Raw genomic sequence first — 22,190 nt, forward strand, 5'->3', positions numbered from 1 at the left:
GGCGGGCTCCGGATTGGTGGGGGATCAGGTCGGAACGGCTTCTGGGGAAAGGGCTTCGGAAGAAAGAGCTTCGGGGAGAAGGGCTTCGGTGACGGCGGCCAGCGTCAGGGTGGCGCTGGCCTCGCCGCTGCGCGGATCGCGGACGGTGGAGAGGGACTGGACGCGCAGGAGCACCAGGGCGTGGCCGGTCAGCGACAGGGGGGCGTCGGCGAGCAGGTCGCCGATGCGGGCGGCGGCCTCGACGGCGCTGCGGGTCGAGCCCGGTTTCCCGACCACGACCAGCGCCAGCTCGTGGAGGTGGCGGCTGGCGCCGTCGACGGGATCGGCCCGGACCGTGGTGTCGCCGAACAGGGCGTAGACCGGGCTCGCCCCGCGCGGCGGCTCGTCGTGGAGGCGAAAGCGCCCGCCCGTCAGCCCGGCGAGGGTGGCGTCGGCGGCCAGACGCGCCAGGATCGCTCCCCGCAAGGCGAGGAGCGGGCCGGTGGACACGGCGGTCATGGTCGGGGCGGTCATGGTCGGGGCGCTCGTGGTCGCGGCGCTCATGGCCGGGGCTCCGAGGTTGCCTCGACGAGCTCCTCGACCTCGCAGAGGAGGTCGCGGCGGCGTCCGTCGGGATCGCCGGCGAGGCGGATCGCGAAGCGGCGCGGGCCGGCGCTGAGCCGCATCGGCGGCGCGACCCCGTCGCGGTAGGCGAGGCGGATGCGGTGGGTGGCGCGCCGGTCGGCGCGTCCGCCCCCGGCCCGCTCCGTGGCGCCGAGCGGCGTGATCGCCCCCCACAGGAGCGGCCCGGCGACGTAGCGGCGCAAGCTGCCGCCGAAGCCGTCGGGCTCCTCGATCGGGCTCTCGAGCACGAACCGGCGCCGGCGCGCGCCGATGGGGGAAGAATTCATCGCGAAGGCTCCGGGAAGGGAGGGCGTCACAGGCGCAGCCGCCGCCAGGGGGCGATCAGGGCGGCGACCGCCGGCGGCCGGGGCTCCTGGCCGGCCTCGTCGCCGCGCCGCTCGAAGCCGTGGGCCACGAGCAGGCGGATCGCCTGGGTCAGCGGAGCGGGCACCGGCGGGCCGGCGCCGCCGTGGCCGGCCTCGACCTCGATCAGCGCGACCCGCCGGGACAGCTCCGGCACCGCGGCCGAGACCACGAGGCCGGGCGCCTCGACGGGGTCGTCGCCGAGGCGCACGAGGCCGGGCGCGAGGGGGGTGACCGTCCCGTCGCCGTCGACGGTGCCCGCCCGCGCCAGGGCGACGAGTGGGCTCAGCGGCAGCGGCACCCGGCCGTCGGGCGGCCAGGCGGTGAGCATCACCCGGTAGCGGCCGGGGGCGAGGACGCGGCGGGTCTCGGCCTCCACGCTCGCGCGGGCCGCCGCGATCAGTGCGGCGACGAGGCCGTCCTCGGCCCCGCCGTCGTCGGGGTCGAGGCGCAGGTGGAGGCGCATCTCGGCGAGGCTGACCGGCTCGACGATGTCCTCGTCCAGGCGTATCGGGGTCATCGGCGTCTCCGGGGCGCGCGGGGAGAAGGCATGCGGGGAAAAGGCACGCGGGCGGGTTGGCGGACGGTCGCGGCGGCGGTCGCGTGGGTCGTTCTGGCCGGCCCTGCGCCCGCCGTGGTCGGCGGCCGCGAGGCGCCGGAGGCGGCCGGGTCGAGCGTGATGGTCCTGTCGTCGAACGGCGGGGTCTGCACCGGCGTCGTGGTGGCCCGCGACGCCGTCCTCACCGCCGCCCATTGCGTGTCGGGACGCGCCGAGCACCGGGTGCATTTTCGCGACGCCGCCGGGGCGCCCGTCCTCCTCGATCTCGCGAGCCGGGTGGTGCATCCGGGCTACGATGCCGGGGCGATCGCCGGACGCCGCCGCTCCATCGACCTCGCCCTGGTGCGCACGGCGTCCGCGCTGCCGCCCCGCTTCTCCGTCGCCCCCTTGAGCGCGGCGATGCCGAGGGCCGGCGAGCGCCTCGCCCTCTCGGGCTACGGTGCCGGCAAGGCGGGTGACGCGCGCTCCACCGGCACCTTCCGCAGCGTCGCGCTGCCGGTGGTGGAGCCCTACGGCCAGAGCCGCATCCTGGTCTGGCTGAGGAGCGCGGGTGCGGGCGGCTGCCAGGGCGATTCCGGCGGGCCGATCGGGCCCGAGGGCACCGCCGCCGTGCTCGCGGTCTCGGCCTGGATCGGCGGCGGTTGCGGCGGCGTCTCCCAGGGCGTGCTGCTGGGGCCGCAGCGCGACTGGATCGACCGGACGCTCGCCGGCTGGGGCACGACGGCGACCTGGACGGCGCCCTGACGACCCATGCCGCCGGAGGGGTCGCACCGCCGCCGCCCTCGCGATGGAACCACGCCTTGGCCACGACCCTTCCTTCGGCTAGGCTTGACCCGCCCTGGGACACGCGTCCCCGGACTCCGGAGAGATCGATGCTCGTAAATGCCCTGCGCGTGGCCCGTCTCGGCGCTGCCCTGGTCGCGCTGACGAGCGCCGGCCCGGCGATGGCGGTCATCAACGGCGCGGTCTCGCGCGATCCCGACGGCCTGCGCGCCTCGGTGGTGCGCATCGAGAGCACCCGGGGCGAGATCTGCTCGGGCACCCTGATCGGTCCGGACCTCGTCCTCACCGCCGCCCATTGCGTGATGCACCGGGCCGGCTACAGCGTGGTGGCCGTCGACCGGCGGTTCCGCCAGCAGCGCGTCCTGGCCGTCGCCGCCTCGATGCACCCCGACTTCGTGCCCGGCACCACGCCGGAGGACCAGCCCGGCATCGACCTGGCGCTGATCAAGCTGGAGCGGCCCCTGGGCCCCGAGTTCCAGCCCCTCGACCCGCGCGGCGGCGCCATCACCACCGGCGAGGCGGTGGACATCGCCGGCTTCGGCGTCGTGGCCGAGAACCGTCGCAACACCGCCGGCACCCTGCGCTCGGCGCAGCTCGTCTCCATCGGCTCGCTCGAGGTGGCCAACAGGGTCACCATGGTCACCGACCGCCGCCGCTTTGCCGAGACCACCGGCTCGGGCGCCTGCCTGGGCGATTCCGGCGGCCCGATCCTGCGCGGTGGCCGCGGCGGCTACCAGATCGTCGGCGTGGTGAGCTGGTCGAGCGGCGCCATGCGCCAGAACGCCCGCGCCCGCACCGCCTGCGGCGGTTTCACCGCGGTGACGCCCACCGGCGAGCACGCCGGCTGGATCGCCTCGCGCTCGGCCGAACTCGCCCGCATCCAGCCCGGCGAGGCCCTGCCCGCCGGCCGCGGCAACCGCTCCGACTGGATGGCCCGGCCCGCGCGCCGGTAGCGCATCGCCCAGTCCAGCGCCGCTCATCCCTCCGCGACGGGGCGGCGACGACAGCTCCCGTGCACCATCGCTCGCCGCCTCGGAACGGCGTTACTGCGAGGGTCCTGTCTTCGAGGGCGTGCGAGATATCGGCACTTCGCGACATCTTCCCGATAGGGCGTCTGTACGATTTCCAACATATGTTGGTGGCCTGACAACACGATACGGTTACGGTTCGGGCGGTCGACACCTTTCCCGAAGCCTTGCGGGGCCCAGCAAGGAAGCGCGATGACACAGGGCGGAGACGGTGACCGTTCCGTGCAGGAAGGCCAGCCGTGGTGGAGCCGACGGGGACCGTCTGGCGAGGCTCAGCGAGCCCCCTCCGCCCCGAGCCCGAACGAGGCGTCGGCCACCCTGTCCCGCATGCTCTGGTCCGGCGCGCGGCTCGGGGCCGGCATCGTCGAGGCCACGCCCGACTGCATCGAGGTCCTGGACGGCGAGGGGCACCTGCGCTTTGCCAATCCCGCCGCCGCCGAGACTCTCTACGGTGCCGGCATGGTGCCGGGCGAAGCCGGTCGCTGGAGCGACCTCTGGCCCGCGGAGGCCCGGATGGCGATCCTCGCCAGCCTGTCGGTCGCCCGGTCCGGCATCGCGTCGCGGTTCTTCCTGAAGCGCCCCACCGCCCAGGGCGACAGCCGCGACTGGGACGTGGTCCTGACGCGGATGACCGACGAGCGCGGAGCCCTGCGCGGGTTCCTCGCCGTCTCGCGGGACGCGACGGCCCTGCGCCGGATCGGCGCCGACCAGGACCTGCGCCGGCGCGAACTGAACCACCGCCTGAAAAATGTCTTCGCCCTCGTCAACGGGCTCATCGGTTCGTCGGCCCGCAGCCTGCCGGCGGTGCAGCCCTTCGCCAAGGCCCTGCGGGACCGGTTCACCGCCCTCGACCGCGCCCACGCCCTGCCCGAGGACGGGCCGGGCCGGACGCTGGGGGCTCTCCTGGGCGCCCTGCTCGCGCCCTACGGCGATCCGGACGGCGGGGCCCGGATCGTCGTCGACTCCGTCGGTGACGGGCCGGTGGGATACACCGCCGCCACGAGCCTGACCCTCGTCGTCCACGAACTCGCCACCAACGCCGTCAGGCACGGCGCCCTGGCCGGGGAGGCCGGGCACGTCCGCGTCACCTGCCGGCGCGACGGGGCCGCGATGCAACTCGCCTGGATCGAGCGGGGCGGCCCCGCGGTGGCGGGCGCACCGGCCGCGCCGGGGTTCGGCTCCGCCCTGGTTCAGCGCAGCGTCACCGGACAGCTCGGCGGAACGATCGCCCAGGAGTGGGAGCCCGAAGGACTGAGCGTGCGCATCGCGATCCCGCTGGACTGCCTGGCGCGCTGACGCTGCCGTTCACTCGGGCCGGATGGGCTCGGCGCCTGCGCCGATGAGCCGGAGGTATTCCGCCTCCGGCGCCCCATAGGCGGCGCCCGCCAGGGCCAGCAGCGCGTCGCGGTCGCGGATGGTGATGGAGCCGCGGCTGGTCTCGATGATGCCGGCCCGTTCGAGGCCGGCCACCACCGTGGTCAGGCCGGTGCGGTTGACCCCGAGCATCAAGGACAGGAACCGGTGCGTCGTGGGCAGGACATCGCCGTCGATCCGGTCGTGGCACATCAGCAGCCACCGGGCGAGCCGCCGCTCGATCTTGTAGAGGCCGTTGGCGAGCGCGGTCGCGGCCACCTCCACCGCCACGGCCTGGGCGTAGCGCAGCAGGAAATCGTGCAGGCTGGGCCGCCGCCGCAACGCGTCGCGCAGGGCCGCGGCCGGGATCGACCAGGCCGTCCCCGCGACCTGGACCCGCGCCTCGTTGGGCGTGCGCTCGGCATCGAGCAGGATCGGCACGCCGACCATGCCTTCGCGGCCGACGAGGCCGAGTTCGATCTGCTGGCCGTCCGCCGCCACGGCGATGCAGGAGACGATCCCGTCTTCGATGAAGTGGGCCGTCGGGATCGGGGTGTCGGCCCGGATCAGGACGTCACCGGTCCGGAGCGGTGACGTCTCGAGATACGGCTGTATCGTCGAGAAGTCGTCCGGCGGCATGAAGCTGAGAAGCCGGTTCGCGCAAGCAGTCTGAAGTGGGTGTGGCAATGGTCCCGTCCGCATCGGGGGCGGGAGCAAAAACCCTCAGTCGTCTGCGCCCAGTGACTACGGCAAACGATGCTTATGACTTACGTGCATGTCGGGATCGACGCAATCATTATCATATGATGGCACGGAGGTTGTATTTTCAACATAGTGCTGAGGCCGCGAAGGCCACACACATGGCGTGATAGATGCACCATGCCTTGATCAAGAAGCTCGAAAGTTTCGAGTCACTGTCGGACGACGACCGCAGCGCCCTCGATGCGCTGGTGCCGAAGGTGCGGCAGGTCGGCGCTCGCGTCGACCTCATCCGGGAGGGCGAGGTACCCGAGAACGTCCACCTCGTCCTCGACGGTTTCGCCTGTCGCTACAAGGTCCTGGCCGACGGCCAGCGGCAGATCATGGCCTACTTCCTGCCGGGCGATTTCTGCGACCTCAACGTCTTCATCCTCGACCAGATGGACCACAGCATCGGCACGATCTCGGCGTGCCAGATCGTGGACATCCCGCGCGCGGCCATCGACGAGATCACCGCCAGTCATCCCCGCGTCACCCGCGCCTTCTGGTGGTGTGCGCTGGTCGATGAAGCCATCCTGCGCGAGTGGCTGGTGAATCTGGGAGCGCGCGAGGCAAATCAACGCATCGCCCACATCATGTGCGAGATCCTGATGCGCCTCGACGCCGTCGGTCGCGTGCGCGACAACAGCTATCAGTTTCCCTTCACCCAGACCGACATCGCCGACACGATGGGGCTCTCGAACGTTCACGTGAACCGCACCCTGCGCGAACTGCGCGAGCTCGGCCTCGTCACGCTCAAGCATCGGGTCCTGACGATTCTCGACGTCGACCGGCTGAAGGCCTACTGCGGCTTCAACGCCAACTACCTCCACCTCAAGAACACGCGCTGGGTCGAACGTCGGCGCGCGACCTGGCTCGGTCGAACCGAAGGAGCTTGACCGTGGACGCGCAGCACAACGTCGAGACGTTGGTGGTGCTGCAGCCGGTCGCCGTCGACACCGCGAGCCTCGACCGCGACGGCATGCTGGTGATGGCCAACGGAATGCTGGTCGGGGTTCTCGTGCGCCTCGTGACCCCGGGTCACGAGCATAGCGGCGCCTGGTTCGTCGAAGCCGCCTTCGGCCACCTGAAGGGCGTACGCGTCCAGCCGTTCGACACCCTCGACGACGCGACACGCTGGTTCCGGACCAACCTCAAGCGCAGCCAAGCCGGGACGTCGTGGCGCCCGCCCCCATGATCTAGCAGATCTTGGATCTAGCGGAGCTTGGATCTAGCGGAGCTTGGATCTGGCGGAGCTTGGATCTAGCGGATCTTGACTTGCCCGGTGATCTCCACCTCGACGTCGAACGCGCCGAAATGATCGGGCAATTCCTCGGCCGCCGAGGGCGTCTGCGCGAACACCTTCACGGCCCAGTCGTCGCCGCTCCGGTTGACGCCGAGCCCGACGGCCCGGTCCGGCCGTCCCGCCGCGTATTGAGAGGTGAACGCCTCCTTCGCAGCCAGGGCCGCCGACCGCGACGCCAGCAACTTCTCCCGCTGCTCACCCATGGTCAGACTCCTGTCGCGGGACTGTAGAGATCGACGGCGAGTGCATCAAGAACGGCCCGGATCGGATTTGCAAAAGTGATGCCGCGGTCGTTGCGGCCACCGGTCTCGGTTCCGGCGAACAACAGGGCGATCGGCCGGCCGTCCATCGTGCAGATCAGCGAACCGCTGTCGCCGCCCTTGGAGAAGGTCTTCTCCGTGCCGCTGATCGCGATCTGGCGATTGAATATCGCAAAGCGGGGTGCGGCGCCGCTGACCATCTGGACCCGGACGTTGTCGATCGCGATCGCGTCCACGACGCCCGTGCTGAAGCGGGTGGTGCGGCCGACCTTCTTCACCGGGTCGCCGTCGATGAGCACGTCTTCGATATCGCCGATGCTCCAGCCGTCCGAACCGATCTCTCCGTCGCCGACCAGGAAGGGCTCGGGACGGGCATGCCCGTCTTCGAGCGGTGCGAAGGCGCAGTCGACGAGGTTGAAGGACGTCGGGTCGAAATCGAGCGGCACATAGGTGCCGAGCTTGGCGACCACGTGCGCGGCCTGCCGCGCGTCCCCGCCGTCGGCCCTGCCCGGCTGGAGGATGATGTCGCCCACTCGGGCTTTGTTGTTCATGGCCAGGACGTGGTTGTTCGAGATCAACCCAACGCGGCCGTCCGCATCGACGCCGAAGCAGCCGATCGTGCCAGCGGTGATGCGATGGTGGCCGACCGACTCGCCCATGCGCAGGGGGCGGCAGGTCCTGACCTTCCGCCTGCCCTGGCTGCGGATCCGGCCGGTCACGATGACCTCCGCTTCCGTGGGCGCGACACGCAACGCCGCCTCGACGACGGGATGGTGGAGCAGCTTCTTGTGCTGGACGAACAGCCCCAGCTTGAGTCCCTGCCCGCGGTCGTCCCCCCGATCCCGTCGCAGGATGCCGACCGCGATCTTTTCCTTGGGATCGATCTCCCCGGCCCGCCTCGCCCGCGCGATGTCGGCATGGGCGGCCGTGTCGGGGGCCGGCGCGAAGATCGGCCCACCGCCGTCGGTCGCCGCCGTCGCCACCTCCGCGTAGCGGAAGGCGCGCTTGAACACCTCGGCTTTGGCGTTCTCCGCTCCGTCAAGGTTCATTGCGATGCTCCTCGATTAACCTGAGGTAGCGTTATGGACATGACCAAGCGGTTAAGGAAGCGGTACGACGGGAAAAATGCAGCCACCGGTTACAGAACGGTGGGGATCGCGGGTGGGGATCGCGAGGGCGCATCGTCCGGACGGCCGGCCTCCGCCCGGCGTCGGCGGAGGCCGGGGTGTTCAAGCGAACGACAGCAGCTTGATCGCATCGAAGTCCTGCACGCCGCCGCCGACGCGCTTGGTGGTGTAGAACAGCACGTAGGGCTTGGCCGAATAAGGGTCGCGCAGCACCCGCAGGCCGGTGCGGTCCACCACCAGGTAGCCGCGCTTGAAGTCGCCGAAGGCGATCGAGAGGCTGCCCGCGCTCGCATCCGGCATCGCCTCGGCCTCGGCCACCGGGAAGCCGAGCAGGGTGGCGCCGCGGTCGGCGGCGGTGGGCGGCTGCCAGAGGTAGTTGCCGTCGGCATCCTTCATCTTGCGGATCGTGCTCTGGACCTTGCGGTTCATCACGAAGGCGGCGTTCTGGCGGTAGCCGGCGCGCAGGGCATAGACGAGGTCGAACAGCACGTCGGCCGCGTTGGCCGCCGGGAAGGCACCGGCCGCCCCGGTGGCAATCGTCCCGAGCTTGCCCGGCACCAGCGACGCGTTGGCGACCGTGTCGTAGGCGAGCAGGCCGCGCGGGCGGCTGATGCCGTTGCCGGTGACGAAGGCGGTGCCCTCCTGCTCGGCGAAGGCGGTCTCGACCTCGTCGGCGAGCCAGGCGTCGATGTCGACGACGGCGTCGTCGAGCAGCGTCTGGGTCGCGGCCGGCATGGCATAGAGCTCCATCGCCGGAAAGCTCAGCTCGGACAGGGTCGGGCTCGCCGTCTGCGGCCGCGGCGCGGTCTCGGCGACCCAGCCGGAGACGGCCTCGCTCACCGAGACCGCGCGCTTGTACTGGCCGCCCGAGATGGTCCGCACGCTGGCCAGCGCCCGGATCGGCGAGAGGCGGGCGAGGCGCACCAGCACCTCGCGCTCCACCGTGGCGGGCACGAGGTAGCCGCCGTCCGGCCCGGAGCCGGCCGAGAGCGCCTTCTCCTCCAGGCGCTTGAGGCCGCCGCTCTCGCCGGCCCTGACGTAGAGGTCGAAGGCGGCCTTGTGCTCCGTGGCGGCGGCGTCGCGCGGGACCGGCCCGGTGGCCATGGGCGGCCGGCGTCCGTCGAGGGCGAGGCGGTCGAGGCGCTGGCGGGCGCCGTCGAGGGCCGCGTCGATGCGGGCGAGCTTTTCCTCGGTCACCACGTCGGTGCCCAGGCGCGCGTCGAGCTGCGCCAGGCGGGCGTCGTTGGTCTCCTTGAAGGCCGAGAAGGCCTGGGCGAGCTCGGCCAGGGCCGTGCCGGCGTCGGCCGGCGCCGCCTTGTTCTCGAGGAGGGGGGAGGATGCGGTCTCGAAGGGGGCGTGGACGCTCATCGTGTACCTCGGGTGGGGGCGGAAGGGGCGGCGCGGGGCCGGGTGGAAAGGGGGGCGATGCGGCGGGCGAGCGCCCGCAGCTGCGCAGGCATGTCGGCTGCCGCACGGGCCGGTGCGCCGATGCGCGCGCCCGGCTGGAGCGGGAAGGTCACCAGGGAGATCTCCCACAGGTCGATCGCCTGGAGGCGGCGCAGGCCGTTGCGCTCGGGCGCCGCGCGCAGGGTGCGAAACCCGATCGAGAGCCCGTCGAGGCCGCCCTCGCGCATCAGCGCGTCGACCTCGCGGGCCCGCTGGACGGCGAGGTTGAGCCGGCCCTCGACCCTGAGGCCGCGGGCGTCCTCGGAGAGCGCCAGCCAGCGCCCGATCGGCTCGGCGGGATCGTGCTGCCAGAGCATGCGCACCCCCGCCGGCCCGCGCTGGGCGAGGCTGGCGGCGAAGGCGCCCGGCGCGACCACGTCGCGCCCGAGGTCGGGCACGCCGAACAGGCTGGCGTAGCCGGTGACATGGCCATCCATGGATGATCCGATCGGTGAGGGATGACAGGGGTGAGGACCGCGAAGATCCGTGTGGTGCATCGAGGATATGCGAGGAGGGGCGGATGCCGCTCACCATCGAGGACGACGCGACGGCGGATCTCGTGGCGCAGCTCGCCAAGGCCACCGGCACGACGAAGTCCGAGGCGGTGCGGCTGGCCGAACGTCGTGCGCTCCACCCGCTGCCGGCGCCCACCGGACAGCTGGCGGACAAGGCGTTCTTCGATGGGTTGAGCGGCGAATGACACTTTTGGTCGATGCGTCGGCGTTGATCGCCATCATCGCCGGCTAAGCAGAGGCCGATGTCTTCAGCGACATCGTCGATGCCGACGCCGATTGCCTGTGTTCTGCTGTGTCGGTGTGGGAAACCGTTGCCGGTCTCGTCCGCAGCTCTTCCCTCACCGTCGAGACAGCCCGTGAGCGCGTGCGCCTCTAGCGGGAGGCCTTGGGGCTACGTCCGATCCCGATCGGCGAAGCCGAGTCCGAACTCGCCATCGAGGCCTATGCCCGCTTCGGAAAGGGCCGGCATCCGGCCGCGCTCGATAGGGGCGACTGCCACGCCCATGCCTGCGCCAAGGCGCATCGGGCCGCGCTGCCGTTCGAGGGCGACGACTTTTCGAAGACCGACCTCCCTCACCCCCGCGCCCCATAGCCCACCGCCTCGCGCTTCTCGTCCTCGGACAGGAAGTCCGCCCCCTGCACCCGGCGCCAGAGGGATTCCCGTTCCGGCGCCAGGGCCTCGATGGCGTCGAGGTCGGGTTCCAGGCGGGCGGGGCCGAAGGCGGGTTCGAGCCATTGCGCGAGGCTCTCGGCGGTGCGGCGCACCAGCGGGATCACGGTCTGGCGGTAGAAGGCGCGATTGGCCTCGGCATAGTTGGCGTGGGTGTTGTCGCCGGGCAGGCCCAGGAGGAGCGGCGGCACGCCGAAGGCCAGGGCGATCTCGCGGGCGGCCCCGTTCTTGGCCTCCACGAAATCCATGTCCTTGGGCGAGAGCGACAGCGGCTTCCAGTCGAGCCCGCCCTCCAGGAGCAGCGGCCGCCCGGCGTTGCCGGCGCCCTGGTAGTTGGTCTCCAGCTCGCCCTTGAGCCGGGTGAACTGCGTGTCGCTCAAGCCATTGCCGGCGGCGGCGGCGAACACCAGCGCGCCGGACGGCCGGGCGGCGTTGTCGAGGAGCGCCTTGTTCCAGGCGCCGGCCGCGTTGTGGATGTCGAGCGCCACCGCCGCCGCCTCCATCGGCGAGAGGCCGTAGTGGTCGTCGGTGGGGTGGAACAGGGTGAGGTGGAGGATCGGGCTCATCCCCTCGTCGCCGCGGTGGTAGCGCAGGACGCGCCCGCCGACCGTGTAGTCGTAGGCCGCCGGCCATCCGTCCGGGCCGGGCACCACCCGCATCCGGTCGGGGCGCAAGGCGTGGAGCTCGCGCGGGACGCCGTCGAGGGCGACGCATTCGAGATAGGCGTTCCCCGACACCATCAGGTGCCCGTAGAGCGTTTCGCGCAGCCGCGCCCCGCCCTCGCGCGGGTTGGGACGGTCGAGGAGCGCCGTCAGCGGATGCCCTGCGGCCGCGTCCGTGAGACTCAGCGGCACCGCGGCGGCGGCCTCCGCCACGAGGCGCACCGCCCGGTGGACCACGGCGTTGCGCTGGAACCCCTCGCGGGCCAGCGCCCCGCCGTCGCGCGGCGTCCAGGCGGCCCGGCCCTCGCCGTAGAAGGCGACGCGGGTGGCCGAGAGGGGGGCTGCCTTGGTGGCCGGCGCGCGGGCGATCGCCCGGGTGAGACGGGTGAGAAGATTGGGCATGGGGGCTCTCGCGGGTCTCTCCTCCCCCTTGTGGAGAGGCGTTGGAGGTGGGGGTGGTGGGGCGACCCTGGCCGGAGGCTGGCGGAACCACCCCCACCCCCGGCCCCTCCCCACAAGGGGAGAGCGGGCCCTACAATCCCCGGATCCGCGGCTCCGCCCTGGCCCCCAGCATGAGGTGGGTCAGCGCCCACACCAGCGCGTCGAGGCGGTCCGGCGAGGCGCCGGTGGAGAGGCCGTCGGGGCCGAGGTCGCACAGTTCGTCCTCCAGGGCGGCCAAGGCGCCGACGTGGTGGACGAGGCCGCGGGCGTAGAGCACCGAGACCGGCTCGGCCCGCAGGTACTTGCCGCGGCTGGCCCGCACCGGGGTCACCGGCACGGCGGGGTCGATCTGGGCGATCACGGCCGAGGCCATCTCGCCGCCCTGGTTGACCTCGACCACGAGGGCGTCGGCCTCGAGCCGGTGGTAGAGGGTGAGGGCGGCCAGCGCCCACACCTGCGGCGTCGCCCGGCTCAGCGTGGCGTCGGCCAGCACGTAGGCGTGGCCCGAATCCGCCAACCCCGCCGCCACGATCCCGCAGGCGTCGGCCCCGGCCCGCGACGAGGCCGGCGGGTCCACCGCCACCACGATGCGCCTGAGCGCGTCCGGCGCCCTGGCCACGCGGGCCGCCTCGATCCCGGCCCGGTTCCACAGGGCGTCCGGCCGGTCCTCGATCAGCTCGCCGTCGAGTTCCTGGCGCCCGAGCCGGGTGCCGGCGTAGCGCCCGACGATGCCCTCGAGGAAGGACGGCGCCAGGTTCATGGCGTTGTCGGCGGTGCGCGAGCGGCTCACCACCACGGACGGGTCGGTGAGGAGCCGGCGGATCAGGGCGGTGGGGCGCGGCGTCGTGGTGACGAGGCTGCGCGGCCGCGCCCCCAGCCGCAGCCCGAACTGGATCATGTCGTAGGCGGCCTCCGCCTGGCGCCACTTGGCGAGTTCGTCCGACCAGGCGGCGCCGAACTGCGGCCCGCGCAAGGAATCCGGCTCCTCGGCCGAGAAGGCCAGCGCCACCGCGCCGTTGGGATAATCGACCCGCCGGCGGGAGGGCGACCACACCGGGCGCGGGCCGGCGAGCGCCAGCAGGCCGGACGGCCCCTCGATCATCACGTCGCGCACGTCGGCGAAGGTCTCGCCGACGAGCGCGATCCGCCCGACGGGGCTCGCCGTGAAGGCGGGATCGCCCAGCGCCAGCGCCCGCACCCACTCGGCCCCCGTGCGGGTCTTGCCCGAGCCGCGCCCGCCGATCACCGCCCAGGTGGTCCAGGGGGTTCGCCCCTCGCAGGGCGGCATCTGGTCGGGGCGGGCGCAATGGAGCCAGTCACGCGCCAGGGTCAGGACCAGGGCCGGCGGCAGGCTCGCCAGGAAGGCCGGCAGCCGCCCCGTCGCCTGCGAATGCCGCATAGCGGTCCGCGATCTGCGCGCGCAGGGCGGGCAGGTCGAGGCCGCCGCCGGGGTCGCCGCCAGCATCCTTGCCATCGCCCGCCTCCCGCCGTCCGTCCGCGTCGATCTCGTCCAGGAGCTTCTTGAGGCCGCCGAGATCGCGCAGCACCTTCGCCGAATCGAGGGTCTTGGGTGCCAGGGTCTCGGGCGCGAGAGTCTTGGGTGCCTGCCGCAGGGCCACGTCGAACCGCGAAATCTGGCGGGCGACGTGGCGGCGCAGGGTCGCCCGCAGGTCGTTCTTTCCGCCCGACGCCGCCGACGGGCGCCAGCCATGACGCTGGCTCCATTTCGCGATGGTCGACGGGTGGGCGACACCGGTCTCCGCGGCGATCTGCCCAAATGTCTTGGAGGTGCCGCGCACCAGCGCCTCGACGCGCCGACGCCCCTCCTGAGGCGAACCCGTCATCGCCGCCCCCGCCGTCTCTCGTCACACTTCTTGAGCGTGGAGGAGTGATAGCCGAGGAGCGTCGCGGTGTCAACATAAATTCCTATGACAGGAATTTATGAAAGGAGACCGAGTTCGCATGGGGCTGGGCTCCATGTGTTTTTCCCGATGCTTTAGCGCCGACAGGCTGTGGTCCGGCATACGAGACGCAAAACGTCTCATTCGAGACGATTGCCGTTTAAAAAAATATCGAAATTCGTTAACTTCATTGATTGCTCACGCAACGAGCAAAAACTTTTCAAAATGTCTCTTGCTTTCTGATATATCAATAACAGCGGTAGATACAGGCGAAACAACCCCAAGCATATCTCCAAGTTTTCTCTTGTCGTTAACAACAACAAGCCTCGGCGGAGGGGTTTCCAGTCGACTAATATCGCTTAGCCTCATTACTGTAAAAGCAATAGAGCCCGAATGAGGACTGATGGCTTCAATAACCGCGCGACCATGGTCAAGGTCAATCAAAAAGGGTACCTTCCATTCATGCCCAGATGCGCCAATAAAAGGCGAATCGCGCCTAACATGATCCGCTCCAAATAGGCTAATCATACGATCGAAAACGTTTTGTCTGATATCCGTTTCTGCTCGCTCTGCGGCTTTCAAGGCAGCGAACGAGGCGCATCTATGAGAGCTATCCGCGACAAGAGTCATTGCACCCGCTAGCTTCTTTGTCGGAACCTCTGCGACAAAGAATGAACGTCCATCATAACGGATGCCCGTATCTTCAGCGATTATTCGTGCATGCCTCTCGTACTGACGAGTGGCGCCAATCATTTCTGCTTCAAGAAACCCCAGGCCCATATCATTGATGAAGCACCTGTCTCCTGTTTGAGTTATCTCAAGCACAGCAGAAGCCCCACTAGGATAGCGTATGGGCATTGTTACATGTGAGCCGCCTTGGCGGTGATCAGCGCGCACGATTTTACGCACGGCTATGTCAACCGCTTCTGCCAGCGGCACTGACGGGGAAATTTTGAACCCTAGTGTCATGCTACGGCCTGAACATGTCTGTCGAAGCCTGAGGCGGCGGAAGCATGTGCAAGTTTATGATATTTAAGCGATTTGCGCAATAGTCCAGCAGAGAAGTGTAGTTGTTTGGTTCTGGTTCGCAAATGCAAGCATTAGGAAGGTTTCCTGAGCGCATCCTATCCAAGCGAGATAGATAGTTTAACCAAAAATCATGCTCATGAGTGCCTGAGAATTCCTCAAACGCAAGATCGTTTGGGCATTTTGCATCATTGGTATGGTTGTGGAATGGGCGCCAATCGATTCTATATAACAGGATGCTCGTTCGACCACTGGGTCGATATTCAAGTTGAAGCATCACATCACGATCTAGATGTGTTTTGTGAGCCTTTCCTCTTAGTGATAGCCCTCCTATCGTTGCTCCATCAATGCTTAATGTCTGCAAAAACTCAAATCGCAAAGGATCTGCGCGCCCATTCCAAGAAGGAATCGCATCAAGCGTCTTGGGCGATGTTACAAGTTCATCTAGAGGCATACGGTCCCGCCTAACGGAGAGGCAGACAACCCTAGATGGGCCGGCTTTGCAACCATGTTGCCGGGGCTTGGAGTTATGTGACGCCTCGCAAAATCGCACGGTAGCGCTGCTGTCTGCGCACAAAGCATCGCAACGCGGCGTGCCGGTGCGATGTATGTCAATTTAGTATTCATTGCTATTATATAATTAGTATCGCAGTTGTTCCAAAAAATATATGCTATAATTGGTATCGATAAGCTATAATGACGTCGAATTTTTGGTGGCGCAAGGCGTAAAAAATTGACTTTGCTGCCACGGTAGAATGGTAGCGACGCCCCTGGGTTTCACGTGAAACACCCCCTCCGGCCTCCCAGCATCACATCCCAAAAATCCCCCTCCACAGCCCAATCCCCCAACCCCGTGACACCCGCGCGCGATCCGCGTTACGCCAGCCCGATGGCCGCCTTCACCTTCATCCATGCCGCCGACCTGCATCTGGGCAGCCCCCTCTCGGGGCTCGCGCTCAAGGATGCCGAGATCGCCCGGCGGTTCGCCTCGGCCGGGCGGCGGGCGTTCGAGGAGCTGGTGGACCGGGCCATCGCCCTGAAGGTGGCGTTCCTGATCGTGGCCGGGGACGTCTACGACGGCGATTGGGCCGACAACACCATCGGGCTGTTCTTCGCCCGGCAGGTGGCGCGACTCGACCGGGCCGGCATTCCGGTGGTGCTGGTGCGGGGCAACCACGATGCCGAGAGCGTCATCACCAAGGCGATCACCCTGCCCCCCTGCGTGCGCGGCTACCGCGCCGACCGGGCCGAGACCCACCGCCTCGACCACCTGCGGGTGGCCCTCCACGGGCGCAGCTTCCCCAACCGGGCGGTGGAGGAGAATTACGCCCTGACCTATCCGGCCCCCGTGCCGGGCTGGTTCAACATCGGCGTGCTCCACACCTCCTGCACCGGCTCGTCGCTGCACGACACCTACGCGCCCTGCTCGATCGCCGATCTCGCGGGGCGCGGCTACGATTATTGGGCGCTCGGCCACATCCACGAGCATGCCGAGCTCGCCCGCGACCCGTGGATCGTGTTTCCCGGCAACCTCCAGGGCCGCTCGGTGCGCGAATGCGGGGCCAAGGGCGCCGTGGTGGTGGAGGTCGCCGACGGCCGCGTGACCGGAGTGAGCCGGCTCATCGTCGACCAGGCCCGGTTCGCGACCCTCGACGTCGCCCTCGCCGGGATCGCCGAGGAGGGCGCGGCACTGGCGGCGATCGAGGCGGCCCTGCGGCCCCTGGCGCAGGAGGCCGGCGGGCGGCTCCTGGCCCTGCGCCTGCGCCTGACCGGACAGACCGGCCTGCACGACCGCATCGCCGCCGACCGCGAGGCCTTCACCGCCGAGGTCCAGGCCGCGGCCCAGCGCATCCACGAGGACATCTGGCTGGAGCGCCTCGTCAACGCCACCCGCCGGCCCGAGGGGGCGGGTCCGCGCATCGACATTTCCGGCATCGACCCCGTCGCGATGCTGGCCAGCGTCGAGCGCGACCCGGATTTCCGGGCCCGCGCCGCGGCGGTCCTGGCCGAGATCGGGGGCAAGCTCCCGGCCGGGGCCGGCGGGGAGGAGTTGTCCGACCTCGACGCCCTCTGCGCCGAGGCCGAGGCGGTGATCGTCGGGCGCCTGTCCGGCCGGTCCTGCTGATGCGCCTGCTCAGCCTCGACCTCGAACGCTACGGCCCCTTTTCCGGCCGTCGCCTCGCCTTCCGGCCGGATGCGCGGCTGCACGTGGTGCTCGGCCCCAACGAGGCCGGCAAGAGCACGGCGCTGGCCGCCGTCACCGACCTGCTGTTCGGGATCGAGGCGCGCACCCGCTTCGCCTTCCTGCACGAGATGAAGACCCTCCGGCTCGGGGCCGAGATCGAGGCCGCGGACGGCCGCCGCCTCGCCTTCCGCCGGCGCAAGGGCAACAGCGGCACCCTCGTCGACGCCGCCGATGCGGCCCTGCCCGATGACGCGCTGGTGCCCTTCCTCGGCGGGCTCACCCGCGACGTGTTCTGCCGCGCCTTCGGCCTCGATGCGGCCAGCCTGCGCCAGGGCGGCCGGGAGATGCTCACCAGCGACGGCGAGGTCGGGGCCAGCCTGTTCGCCGCCGCCTCGGGCCTGCGCGGCTACCACGACCTGCAGAAGGGGCTCGGCACCGAGGCCGACGCCATCTTCGCCCCGCGCCGCTCGAAGGACCGCACCTTCTACCAGGCCCTCGACCGGCACGAGGCCGCGCGCCGGGCGATCCGCGAGACCGAACTGCGCGCGGGCGACTGGCGTGCCCTCAACGACGAGATCGAGGCCGCCGCATCCCGCCTCGACGCGATCCGCGACGCCCGCGAGGCCATCGCCCGCGAGCGCGCCCGGCTCGAACGGCTCAAGCGCGTCGCCCCGCTGGTGGCCGCCATCGACGCGATCTCGGCGCAGGCGGAGGCCGACCCCGACCTCGTCGAGGCGAGCCCGGATTGGATCGACCGCCTCGGCGACGCCCTCTCGGCCCTGCGCGCGGCCGGGGCGGAACAGGCCCGGGCCCGCACCGCCCTGGCGCATGCCAGCGCCGACCGCGACGCGGTCACCGTCGAGGCCGGCGTGATCGCGCGCGACCAGGACATCCTCGAGCGGTTCCGCGGCATCGACCGGTTCGACAAGGACGGGGTCGATCTCACCCGCATCCAGGCCGACGCCGACCGGGCCGCGGCCGACCTCGACCGCCTGGCCATCCGGGTCGGCCTGCCCGACCGCGCCGCCCTGTCCGCCCGCCAGCCCTCGGACGCCGCCCGCGCCCGCATCGACGCCCTGGTCCGCGAGGGCCGCGAGCGCGAGGCCACGCTCACCCGGCTCCGGCGCGACCTCGCCGCGGCCACCGCCGAGGAAGCCGACCTCGCCCGCGCGGTGGAGGCCGAGGGGGTGGTGGTCGATCCGGGCCCCTTGCGCGCCGCCTTCAAGGTGCTGGCTCCCTTGCGCGAGGATCTGGCCCGGCGCGACGCCCTCGATGCGGCGGTGCGGCACGAGGCGCGGCTGCTCGCCGGGCAGGCCGCCCGCCTCTCGCCCGCCGTCACCGACCCCGCCGCCCTGGTCGATGCGCCCCTGCCCCAGCCCGAGACGGTGGCGCGGTTCCGCACCCTGATGGAGGCCAAGGAGCGCGAGCGCCTGCGCGCCTGCGATGCCCTCGCCACCGCCCGCAAGGCGGTGGCGGCGACCCGCACCCGGCTCCTGCGCCGCGAGGCCGGCCGGCCGATCCCGTCGCTCGTCGATCTCTCCGCCCTGCGCCGGGAGCGCGACGACCTGTTCGCCCCGCTGCGCGCCGGCACGACCGGCGCCGACCCCATCGCCCGCTACGAGCGCGCCGTGTCGGCCGCCGACCGCATGGCCGACGACCTCGCCCTGGACGCCGCCCGCGTCGCCGAGCAGGCCGCCGACCACCGCCGTCTCGCGGCCGAAGAGGAGGAGGAGGCCGGCGCCCGCGCAAGCCTCGACGAGATCGCCGCGGAGGCCTCCCAGGCGCTGGACGACTGGCGCGCCGCCTGGGCCCCGGCCGGCATCCTCCCGCTGCCGCCGGCCGAAATGGCGGTCTGGCTCGGCGAGGCGGTCAACCTCATCGAGGGCCAGCAGGTCCTGGAGAGCCGACAAAACGAAATCGCGGCCCTCTCGCGCCGCATCGAGGCGTGCCGGACGCCCCTGGTCGATCTGGCCGCCCGCGCCGGTGTGTCCGGTCTCGATACCCTGCCGCCGGCGCTCCTCCTGGCACGGCTCGACGACCGTATCACGGAACTCGCCGGCCTGTGGGAGGCCGGCCGCGAGGCCAAGGCGCGGCTGCGCGCCGCCGCGACGCAACGCGCCCGGCTCGGCGACGCCCTCGGCGAGGCCGACGCCGGCCGCACCGCCTGGGCGGCGGGCTGGGGCGAGGCCGTCGCCGCCGTCGGTCTCACAGCGACCGCCAGCCTCGCCGAGGCCGAGGGCGCCATCGAGGCATGGCGGGCGGTGCCGCTCGCCCTCGACGCGCACGACACCCTCGCCCGCCGGGTCGCCGGCATCCGCCGCGACCGCGAGACCTATGCCGCGACCGTGGCCGAACTCCTGGCCGCCGTCGCCCCCGCCCTGGCGGAGATGGCGCCCAGCGCCGCGATCCGTTCCCTGCACGGCCGCCTGCAACAGGCCCGCGACGCCCAGGCGCGCCGCACCGCGCTTACGCGCCACTGTGACGAGGCGGACCGCAGGGTCGAGATCGCCGACGCCGACCTCGCCAGGGCCGAAGCGGCCCTGACCGGACACCTCGCCGGTTACCGGCCCGATCTCGGCGCCGATGCCATCCCCGCGATCGAGACCCTGCAGGGCCGCCTCCTGGCCCGCGCCCGCCTGCGGGCCGATCTCGCCGCCCGCCGGGCCGAACTCACCCGCGCCGCCGACGGCCTGCCCGAGGCGAGCCTGCGCGACGACCTCGTGGCGACCTCGCCCGATGCCATCGAGGCGGCGCTCGCCCGCATCGCCATGGAGGACGAGGCCCACGACCAGGAGGGCCGCGTCGTCTTCGCCGACCGCGACCGGGGCGAGCGCCGCCGACAGGACCTCGAGGGCGGGGTCGGCGCCGAACTCGCGGTCGCCCAGCGCAAGGCGGCGGAGGCCGAGTTGCAGGTCCACGCCCGGCAGTGGGCGGTGCTCAAGCTCGCCCACCTCATGCTCGGCACCGCCATCGGCCGCCACCGGGCCGGACAGCAGGACCCGCTCCTGTCGCGGGCCGGCGACCTGTTTTCGGGCCTGACCGGGGGCGCCTTCGCCGGGCTGGCGCAGGAGTACGACGAGGCCGACACCCCCCGCCTCACCGGACGCCGGGCCGACGGCGGCTCGGTCCCGGTCGAGGGCCTGAGCGAGGGCACCCGCGACCAGCTCTACCTCGCCCTGCGGCTCGCCTACCTGCAGGATTACGCCGCCCGCGGCGAGCCGGCCCCCTTCATCGGCGACGACCTCTTCATCACCTTCGACGACGCCCGCACCGGCCACGGCCTGGAGGCCCTGGCCGCGGTGGGCGGGACGATCCAGCCGATCCTGTTCACCCACCACGCCCACGTCGCCGACCTTGCCCGCGCGCGGCTGGGCGATGGGGTCGATGTCGTGACGATGTGAGGGGGCGCGCCAACCCTTCCCCCTTCAGCGGGCTATCGGATGCACGCATTTCTCCCACCCGCCCCCTCATCCTGAGGTGCCCGCGTCAGCGGGCCTCGAAGGAGGTTTCCAGAGGGCACAGCGGTATCTGGAGGACTCCTTCGAGGCCTCCGTTTCGCTCCGGCACCTCGGGATGAGGGGAGAGGGTGGGGCGAGCCAGGACGGCGTTCGGGGATGTGCGAATACGGTCGCTCCGCGGGGGAGGGTTTCAGAGCCCCCCGAACGCCCCCAGGATCCGCGCCCACGAGCGCGTGCCCTTGTGGAAACTGCGCAGGTCGTACTTCTCGTTGGGCGAATGGATGCGGTCGTCGTCGAGGCCGAAGCCGATGAGCAGGGTGTTGCGGTCGAGCAGGCGCTTGAAGTCGCCGACGATCGGGATCGAGCCGCCCGCGCCGATGGTGACGGGGGGCACCCCCCATTCCGCGGCCAGCGCCGCCTTGGCGATGTCGAGTTCCGGCATGTCGAACGGCAGGCTGATGGCCCGCGAGCCCTTGTAGCAGACCACCTCCACCGAGCAGTCGGCGGGGATGCGCTCCCGCACGAACGCCTCGAAGGTGGTCGCCAGCACCTCCGGGTCCTGGTCGTCCACGAGGCGGAACGAGATCTTGGCGCTGGCCTGGGATGCGATCACCGTCTTGGTGCCCTCGCCCGTGTAGCCGCCGATGATGCCGTTGGCGTCGCAGGCCGGGCGCGACTGGATCTGCTCGATCAGCATGCGCCCGCGCTCGCCGGACGGCTGGCTCAGGCCGATCGGACCCAGGAACGTCTCCGGGCTGAGGTCGAGGCCGCGCCACTGCTCGAGGATCTCGGGCGGGGTCTCGCGCACGCCCTCGTAGAACCCCGGCAGCGTCACCCGGCCCTCGGTGTCGTGCAGGTCGGCGATGATCTTGGCGAGCACGTGGATCGGGTTCGCGGCGGCCCCGCCGAAGAAGCCCGAATGCAGGTCGCGGTCGGCGCAGGTGACCTTGACCTCGAAATAGGCGAGCCCGCGCAGCGAGGTGGTGATCGCCGGCGTCGTGGAATTCCACATGCTGGTGTCGCACACGAGCACGATGTCGGCGGCCAGCTTGTCCCGGTTGGCCGCCACCCATTCGGGCAGGCCCTGCGAGCCGTTCTCCTCGGCACCCTCGATCAGGATGGTGACGCCGCAGGGCAGCTCACCATCCATCGCCTTCCAGGCGCGGCAGGCCTCGACGAAGGTCATCACCTGGCCCTTGTCGTCGGAGGCGCCCCGCGCGACGATCCGCTTCTCGCCCGCGGCATCGGTGGCGATGCGCGGCTCGAACGGCGGCGTCTCCCATAAGGACAGCGGGTCCACCGGCTGCACGTCGTAATGCCCGTAGAACAGCACGTGCGGCTTCCCGGGCTTCGGCGCATGCGCCAGCACCACCGGGTGCAGGCTGGTCTCGTGGATGCCGGTCTCGAAGCCGATCGCCGCGAGGGTGCCCTCCAGCCAGGCGGCGGCCTCGCGGCAATGTCCGGCATAGGCCGGATCGGTGGAGATCGAGGGGATGCGCAGGAACGAGAACAGCCGCGCGAGGGCGTTGTCGAGATCGTGGTCGATGTCGTTGAGCACGGGGTCGAGCGCGGCCATGGCGGGATCCTGATCGGGGTGCGTTTCCAGAAGGCGTAGCCGAGGCCGGGGCCGGCCGTAAACCGTGGCCCCGTCCGGCCCGGGGGAACAGGGCGCAGACTGGAACTGTTATCGACTGCGCCGAGCGGCCCGCCACCGGGCCCCGCCGCACGACCCCGGTCCGCCCGCTTGTCGCGCGCAGACCATCCGA

At 70.9% G+C, this 22,190-nt stretch carries 22 protein-coding genes; 9 read left to right on the forward strand and 13 right to left on the reverse strand.

Features of this window, described 5'->3' with window-relative positions:
- Positions 1–24 precede the first annotated feature (24 nt).
- From ASG40_RS04140 to ASG40_RS04150, 3 genes are read right to left on the reverse strand one after another with little or no spacing between them, the layout of a single operon-like run.
- The gene (locus tag ASG40_RS04140) at positions 25–543 is read right to left on the reverse strand and encodes a DUF3168 domain-containing protein (RefSeq protein WP_443136579.1); all 519 of its coding nucleotides are present in this window, start codon (positions 541–543) and stop codon (positions 25–27) included.
- Positions 540–890, reverse strand: a complete 351-nt coding sequence (locus ASG40_RS04145) for a head-tail adaptor protein (RefSeq protein WP_055880818.1) — start codon at positions 888–890, stop codon at positions 540–542. Before ASG40_RS04145 ends, ASG40_RS04140 begins: the two co-directional genes overlap by 4 nt.
- Positions 891–916: 26 nt before the next feature.
- Positions 917–1,486 carry a head-tail connector protein gene (locus ASG40_RS04150; protein WP_055880821.1) on the reverse strand — a complete coding sequence of 190 codons (570 nt, stop codon included), beginning with the start codon at positions 1,484–1,486 and terminating at the stop codon, positions 917–919.
- Between the two features lie 30 nt (positions 1,487–1,516).
- Here ASG40_RS04150 and ASG40_RS04155 point away from each other — a divergent pair, with 30 nt between their 5' ends.
- The 3 genes from ASG40_RS04155 (at position 1,517) to ASG40_RS04165 (ending at position 4,632) form a co-directional block, all read left to right on the forward strand.
- Complete coding sequence (locus ASG40_RS04155) at positions 1,517–2,269, forward strand: S1 family peptidase (RefSeq protein WP_055880824.1); 753 nt, start codon at positions 1,517–1,519, stop codon at positions 2,267–2,269.
- A 128-nt stretch (positions 2,270–2,397) separates the two neighbouring features.
- A complete protein-coding gene (locus tag ASG40_RS04160) occupies positions 2,398–3,261 on the forward strand; it encodes a S1 family peptidase (protein WP_055880827.1) in 864 nt (287 codons plus the stop codon).
- 402 nt (positions 3,262–3,663) lie between these two features.
- A complete protein-coding gene (locus ASG40_RS04165; protein WP_055880831.1) occupies positions 3,664–4,632 on the forward strand; it encodes a PAS domain-containing protein in 969 nt (322 codons plus the stop codon).
- 9 nt (positions 4,633–4,641) lie between these two features.
- Here ASG40_RS04165 and ASG40_RS04170 read toward each other — a convergent pair whose 3' ends face one another.
- Positions 4,642–5,328, reverse strand: a complete 687-nt coding sequence (locus ASG40_RS04170) for a Crp/Fnr family transcriptional regulator (RefSeq protein WP_244480516.1) — start codon at positions 5,326–5,328, stop codon at positions 4,642–4,644.
- Positions 5,329–5,561: 233 nt separating this feature from the next.
- Here ASG40_RS04170 and ASG40_RS04175 point away from each other — a divergent pair, with 233 nt between their 5' ends.
- Both ASG40_RS04175 and ASG40_RS04180 read left to right on the forward strand, forming a co-directional pair.
- Entirely contained in the window at positions 5,562–6,326 is a 765-nt protein-coding gene (locus ASG40_RS04175; RefSeq protein ID WP_055880838.1) for a Crp/Fnr family transcriptional regulator, read from the forward strand.
- 2 nt (positions 6,327–6,328) lie between these two features.
- Entirely contained in the window at positions 6,329–6,625 is a 297-nt protein-coding gene (locus tag ASG40_RS04180; RefSeq protein WP_055880842.1) for a hypothetical protein, read from the forward strand.
- A gap of 65 nt (positions 6,626–6,690) precedes the next feature.
- Here the strand turns inward: ASG40_RS04180 and ASG40_RS04185 are convergent, their stop codons facing one another.
- The 4 genes from ASG40_RS04185 to ASG40_RS04200 all read right to left on the reverse strand — a co-directional run bounded on the left by ASG40_RS04185 (position 6,691) and on the right by ASG40_RS04200 (position 10,003).
- Positions 6,691–6,936, reverse strand: coding sequence for a hypothetical protein (locus ASG40_RS04185; protein ID WP_055880845.1), 246 nt, complete (start codon positions 6,934–6,936; stop codon positions 6,691–6,693).
- A gap of 2 nt (positions 6,937–6,938) precedes the next feature.
- Positions 6,939–7,712 carry a hypothetical protein gene (locus ASG40_RS04190; protein WP_156387534.1) on the reverse strand — a complete coding sequence of 258 codons (774 nt, stop codon included), beginning with the start codon at positions 7,710–7,712 and terminating at the stop codon, positions 6,939–6,941.
- Between the two features lie 510 nt (positions 7,713–8,222).
- Positions 8,223–9,488: a phage major capsid protein gene (locus ASG40_RS04195; RefSeq protein WP_055880851.1), complete on the reverse strand. Its 1,266-nt coding sequence runs from the start codon at positions 9,486–9,488 to the stop codon at positions 8,223–8,225.
- On the reverse strand, positions 9,485–10,003 hold the full coding sequence (locus ASG40_RS04200; protein ID WP_055880854.1) for an HK97 family phage prohead protease: 519 nt from the start codon (positions 10,001–10,003) through the stop codon (positions 9,485–9,487). The genes ASG40_RS04195 and ASG40_RS04200 overlap by 4 nt, the downstream gene beginning before the upstream one ends.
- An 83-nt stretch (positions 10,004–10,086) precedes the next feature.
- Between ASG40_RS04200 and ASG40_RS04205 the strand changes: the two genes are divergently transcribed.
- Both ASG40_RS04205 and ASG40_RS22015 read left to right on the forward strand, forming a co-directional pair.
- Positions 10,087–10,266 carry a type II toxin-antitoxin system VapB family antitoxin gene (locus ASG40_RS04205; protein WP_055880858.1) on the forward strand — a complete coding sequence of 60 codons (180 nt, stop codon included), beginning with the start codon at positions 10,087–10,089 and terminating at the stop codon, positions 10,264–10,266.
- Positions 10,267–10,466: 200 nt separating this feature from the next.
- Positions 10,467–10,673, forward strand: a complete 207-nt coding sequence (locus ASG40_RS22015; protein WP_244480517.1) for a type II toxin-antitoxin system VapC family toxin — start codon at positions 10,467–10,469, stop codon at positions 10,671–10,673.
- Here the strand turns inward: ASG40_RS22015 and ASG40_RS04215 are convergent.
- The 4 genes from ASG40_RS04215 to ASG40_RS20995 form a co-directional block, all read right to left on the reverse strand.
- Entirely contained in the window at positions 10,655–11,815 is a 1,161-nt protein-coding gene (locus ASG40_RS04215) for a phage portal protein (protein WP_055880863.1), read from the reverse strand. The two genes, ASG40_RS22015 and ASG40_RS04215, sit on opposite strands and share 19 nt — an antisense overlap.
- A gap of 130 nt (positions 11,816–11,945) precedes the next feature.
- Entirely contained in the window at positions 11,946–13,253 is a 1,308-nt protein-coding gene (locus ASG40_RS04220) for a terminase large subunit domain-containing protein (RefSeq protein ID WP_082523877.1), read from the reverse strand.
- Positions 13,171–13,698, reverse strand: coding sequence for a hypothetical protein (locus ASG40_RS04225; RefSeq protein ID WP_055880867.1), 528 nt, complete (start codon positions 13,696–13,698; stop codon positions 13,171–13,173). The genes ASG40_RS04220 and ASG40_RS04225 overlap by 83 nt, the downstream gene beginning before the upstream one ends.
- Before the next feature lie 255 nt (positions 13,699–13,953).
- Entirely contained in the window at positions 13,954–14,724 is a 771-nt protein-coding gene (locus ASG40_RS20995) for a hypothetical protein (protein WP_156387535.1), read from the reverse strand.
- 946 nt (positions 14,725–15,670) lie between these two features.
- On the opposite strand from ASG40_RS20995, the gene ASG40_RS04230 reads away from it, so the two are divergent.
- Together ASG40_RS04230 and ASG40_RS04235 are read left to right on the forward strand one after the other, a co-directional pair.
- Entirely contained in the window at positions 15,671–16,906 is a 1,236-nt protein-coding gene (locus tag ASG40_RS04230) for a metallophosphoesterase family protein (RefSeq protein WP_055880872.1), read from the forward strand.
- Positions 16,906–20,367, forward strand: coding sequence for an ATP-binding protein (locus ASG40_RS04235; RefSeq protein ID WP_055880875.1), 3,462 nt, complete (start codon positions 16,906–16,908; stop codon positions 20,365–20,367). The genes ASG40_RS04230 and ASG40_RS04235 overlap by 1 nt, the downstream gene beginning before the upstream one ends.
- Before the next feature lie 247 nt (positions 20,368–20,614).
- Here ASG40_RS04235 and ASG40_RS04240 read toward each other — a convergent pair whose 3' ends face one another.
- The gene (locus ASG40_RS04240) at positions 20,615–22,000 is read right to left on the reverse strand and encodes a M20/M25/M40 family metallo-hydrolase (protein ID WP_055880878.1); all 1,386 of its coding nucleotides are present in this window, start codon (positions 21,998–22,000) and stop codon (positions 20,615–20,617) included.
- Positions 22,001–22,190 lie beyond the last annotated feature (190 nt).

The sequence above is a fragment of the Methylobacterium sp. Leaf399 genome, from assembly GCF_001424525.1.
GTDB lineage: Bacteria > Pseudomonadota > Alphaproteobacteria > Rhizobiales > Beijerinckiaceae > Methylobacterium.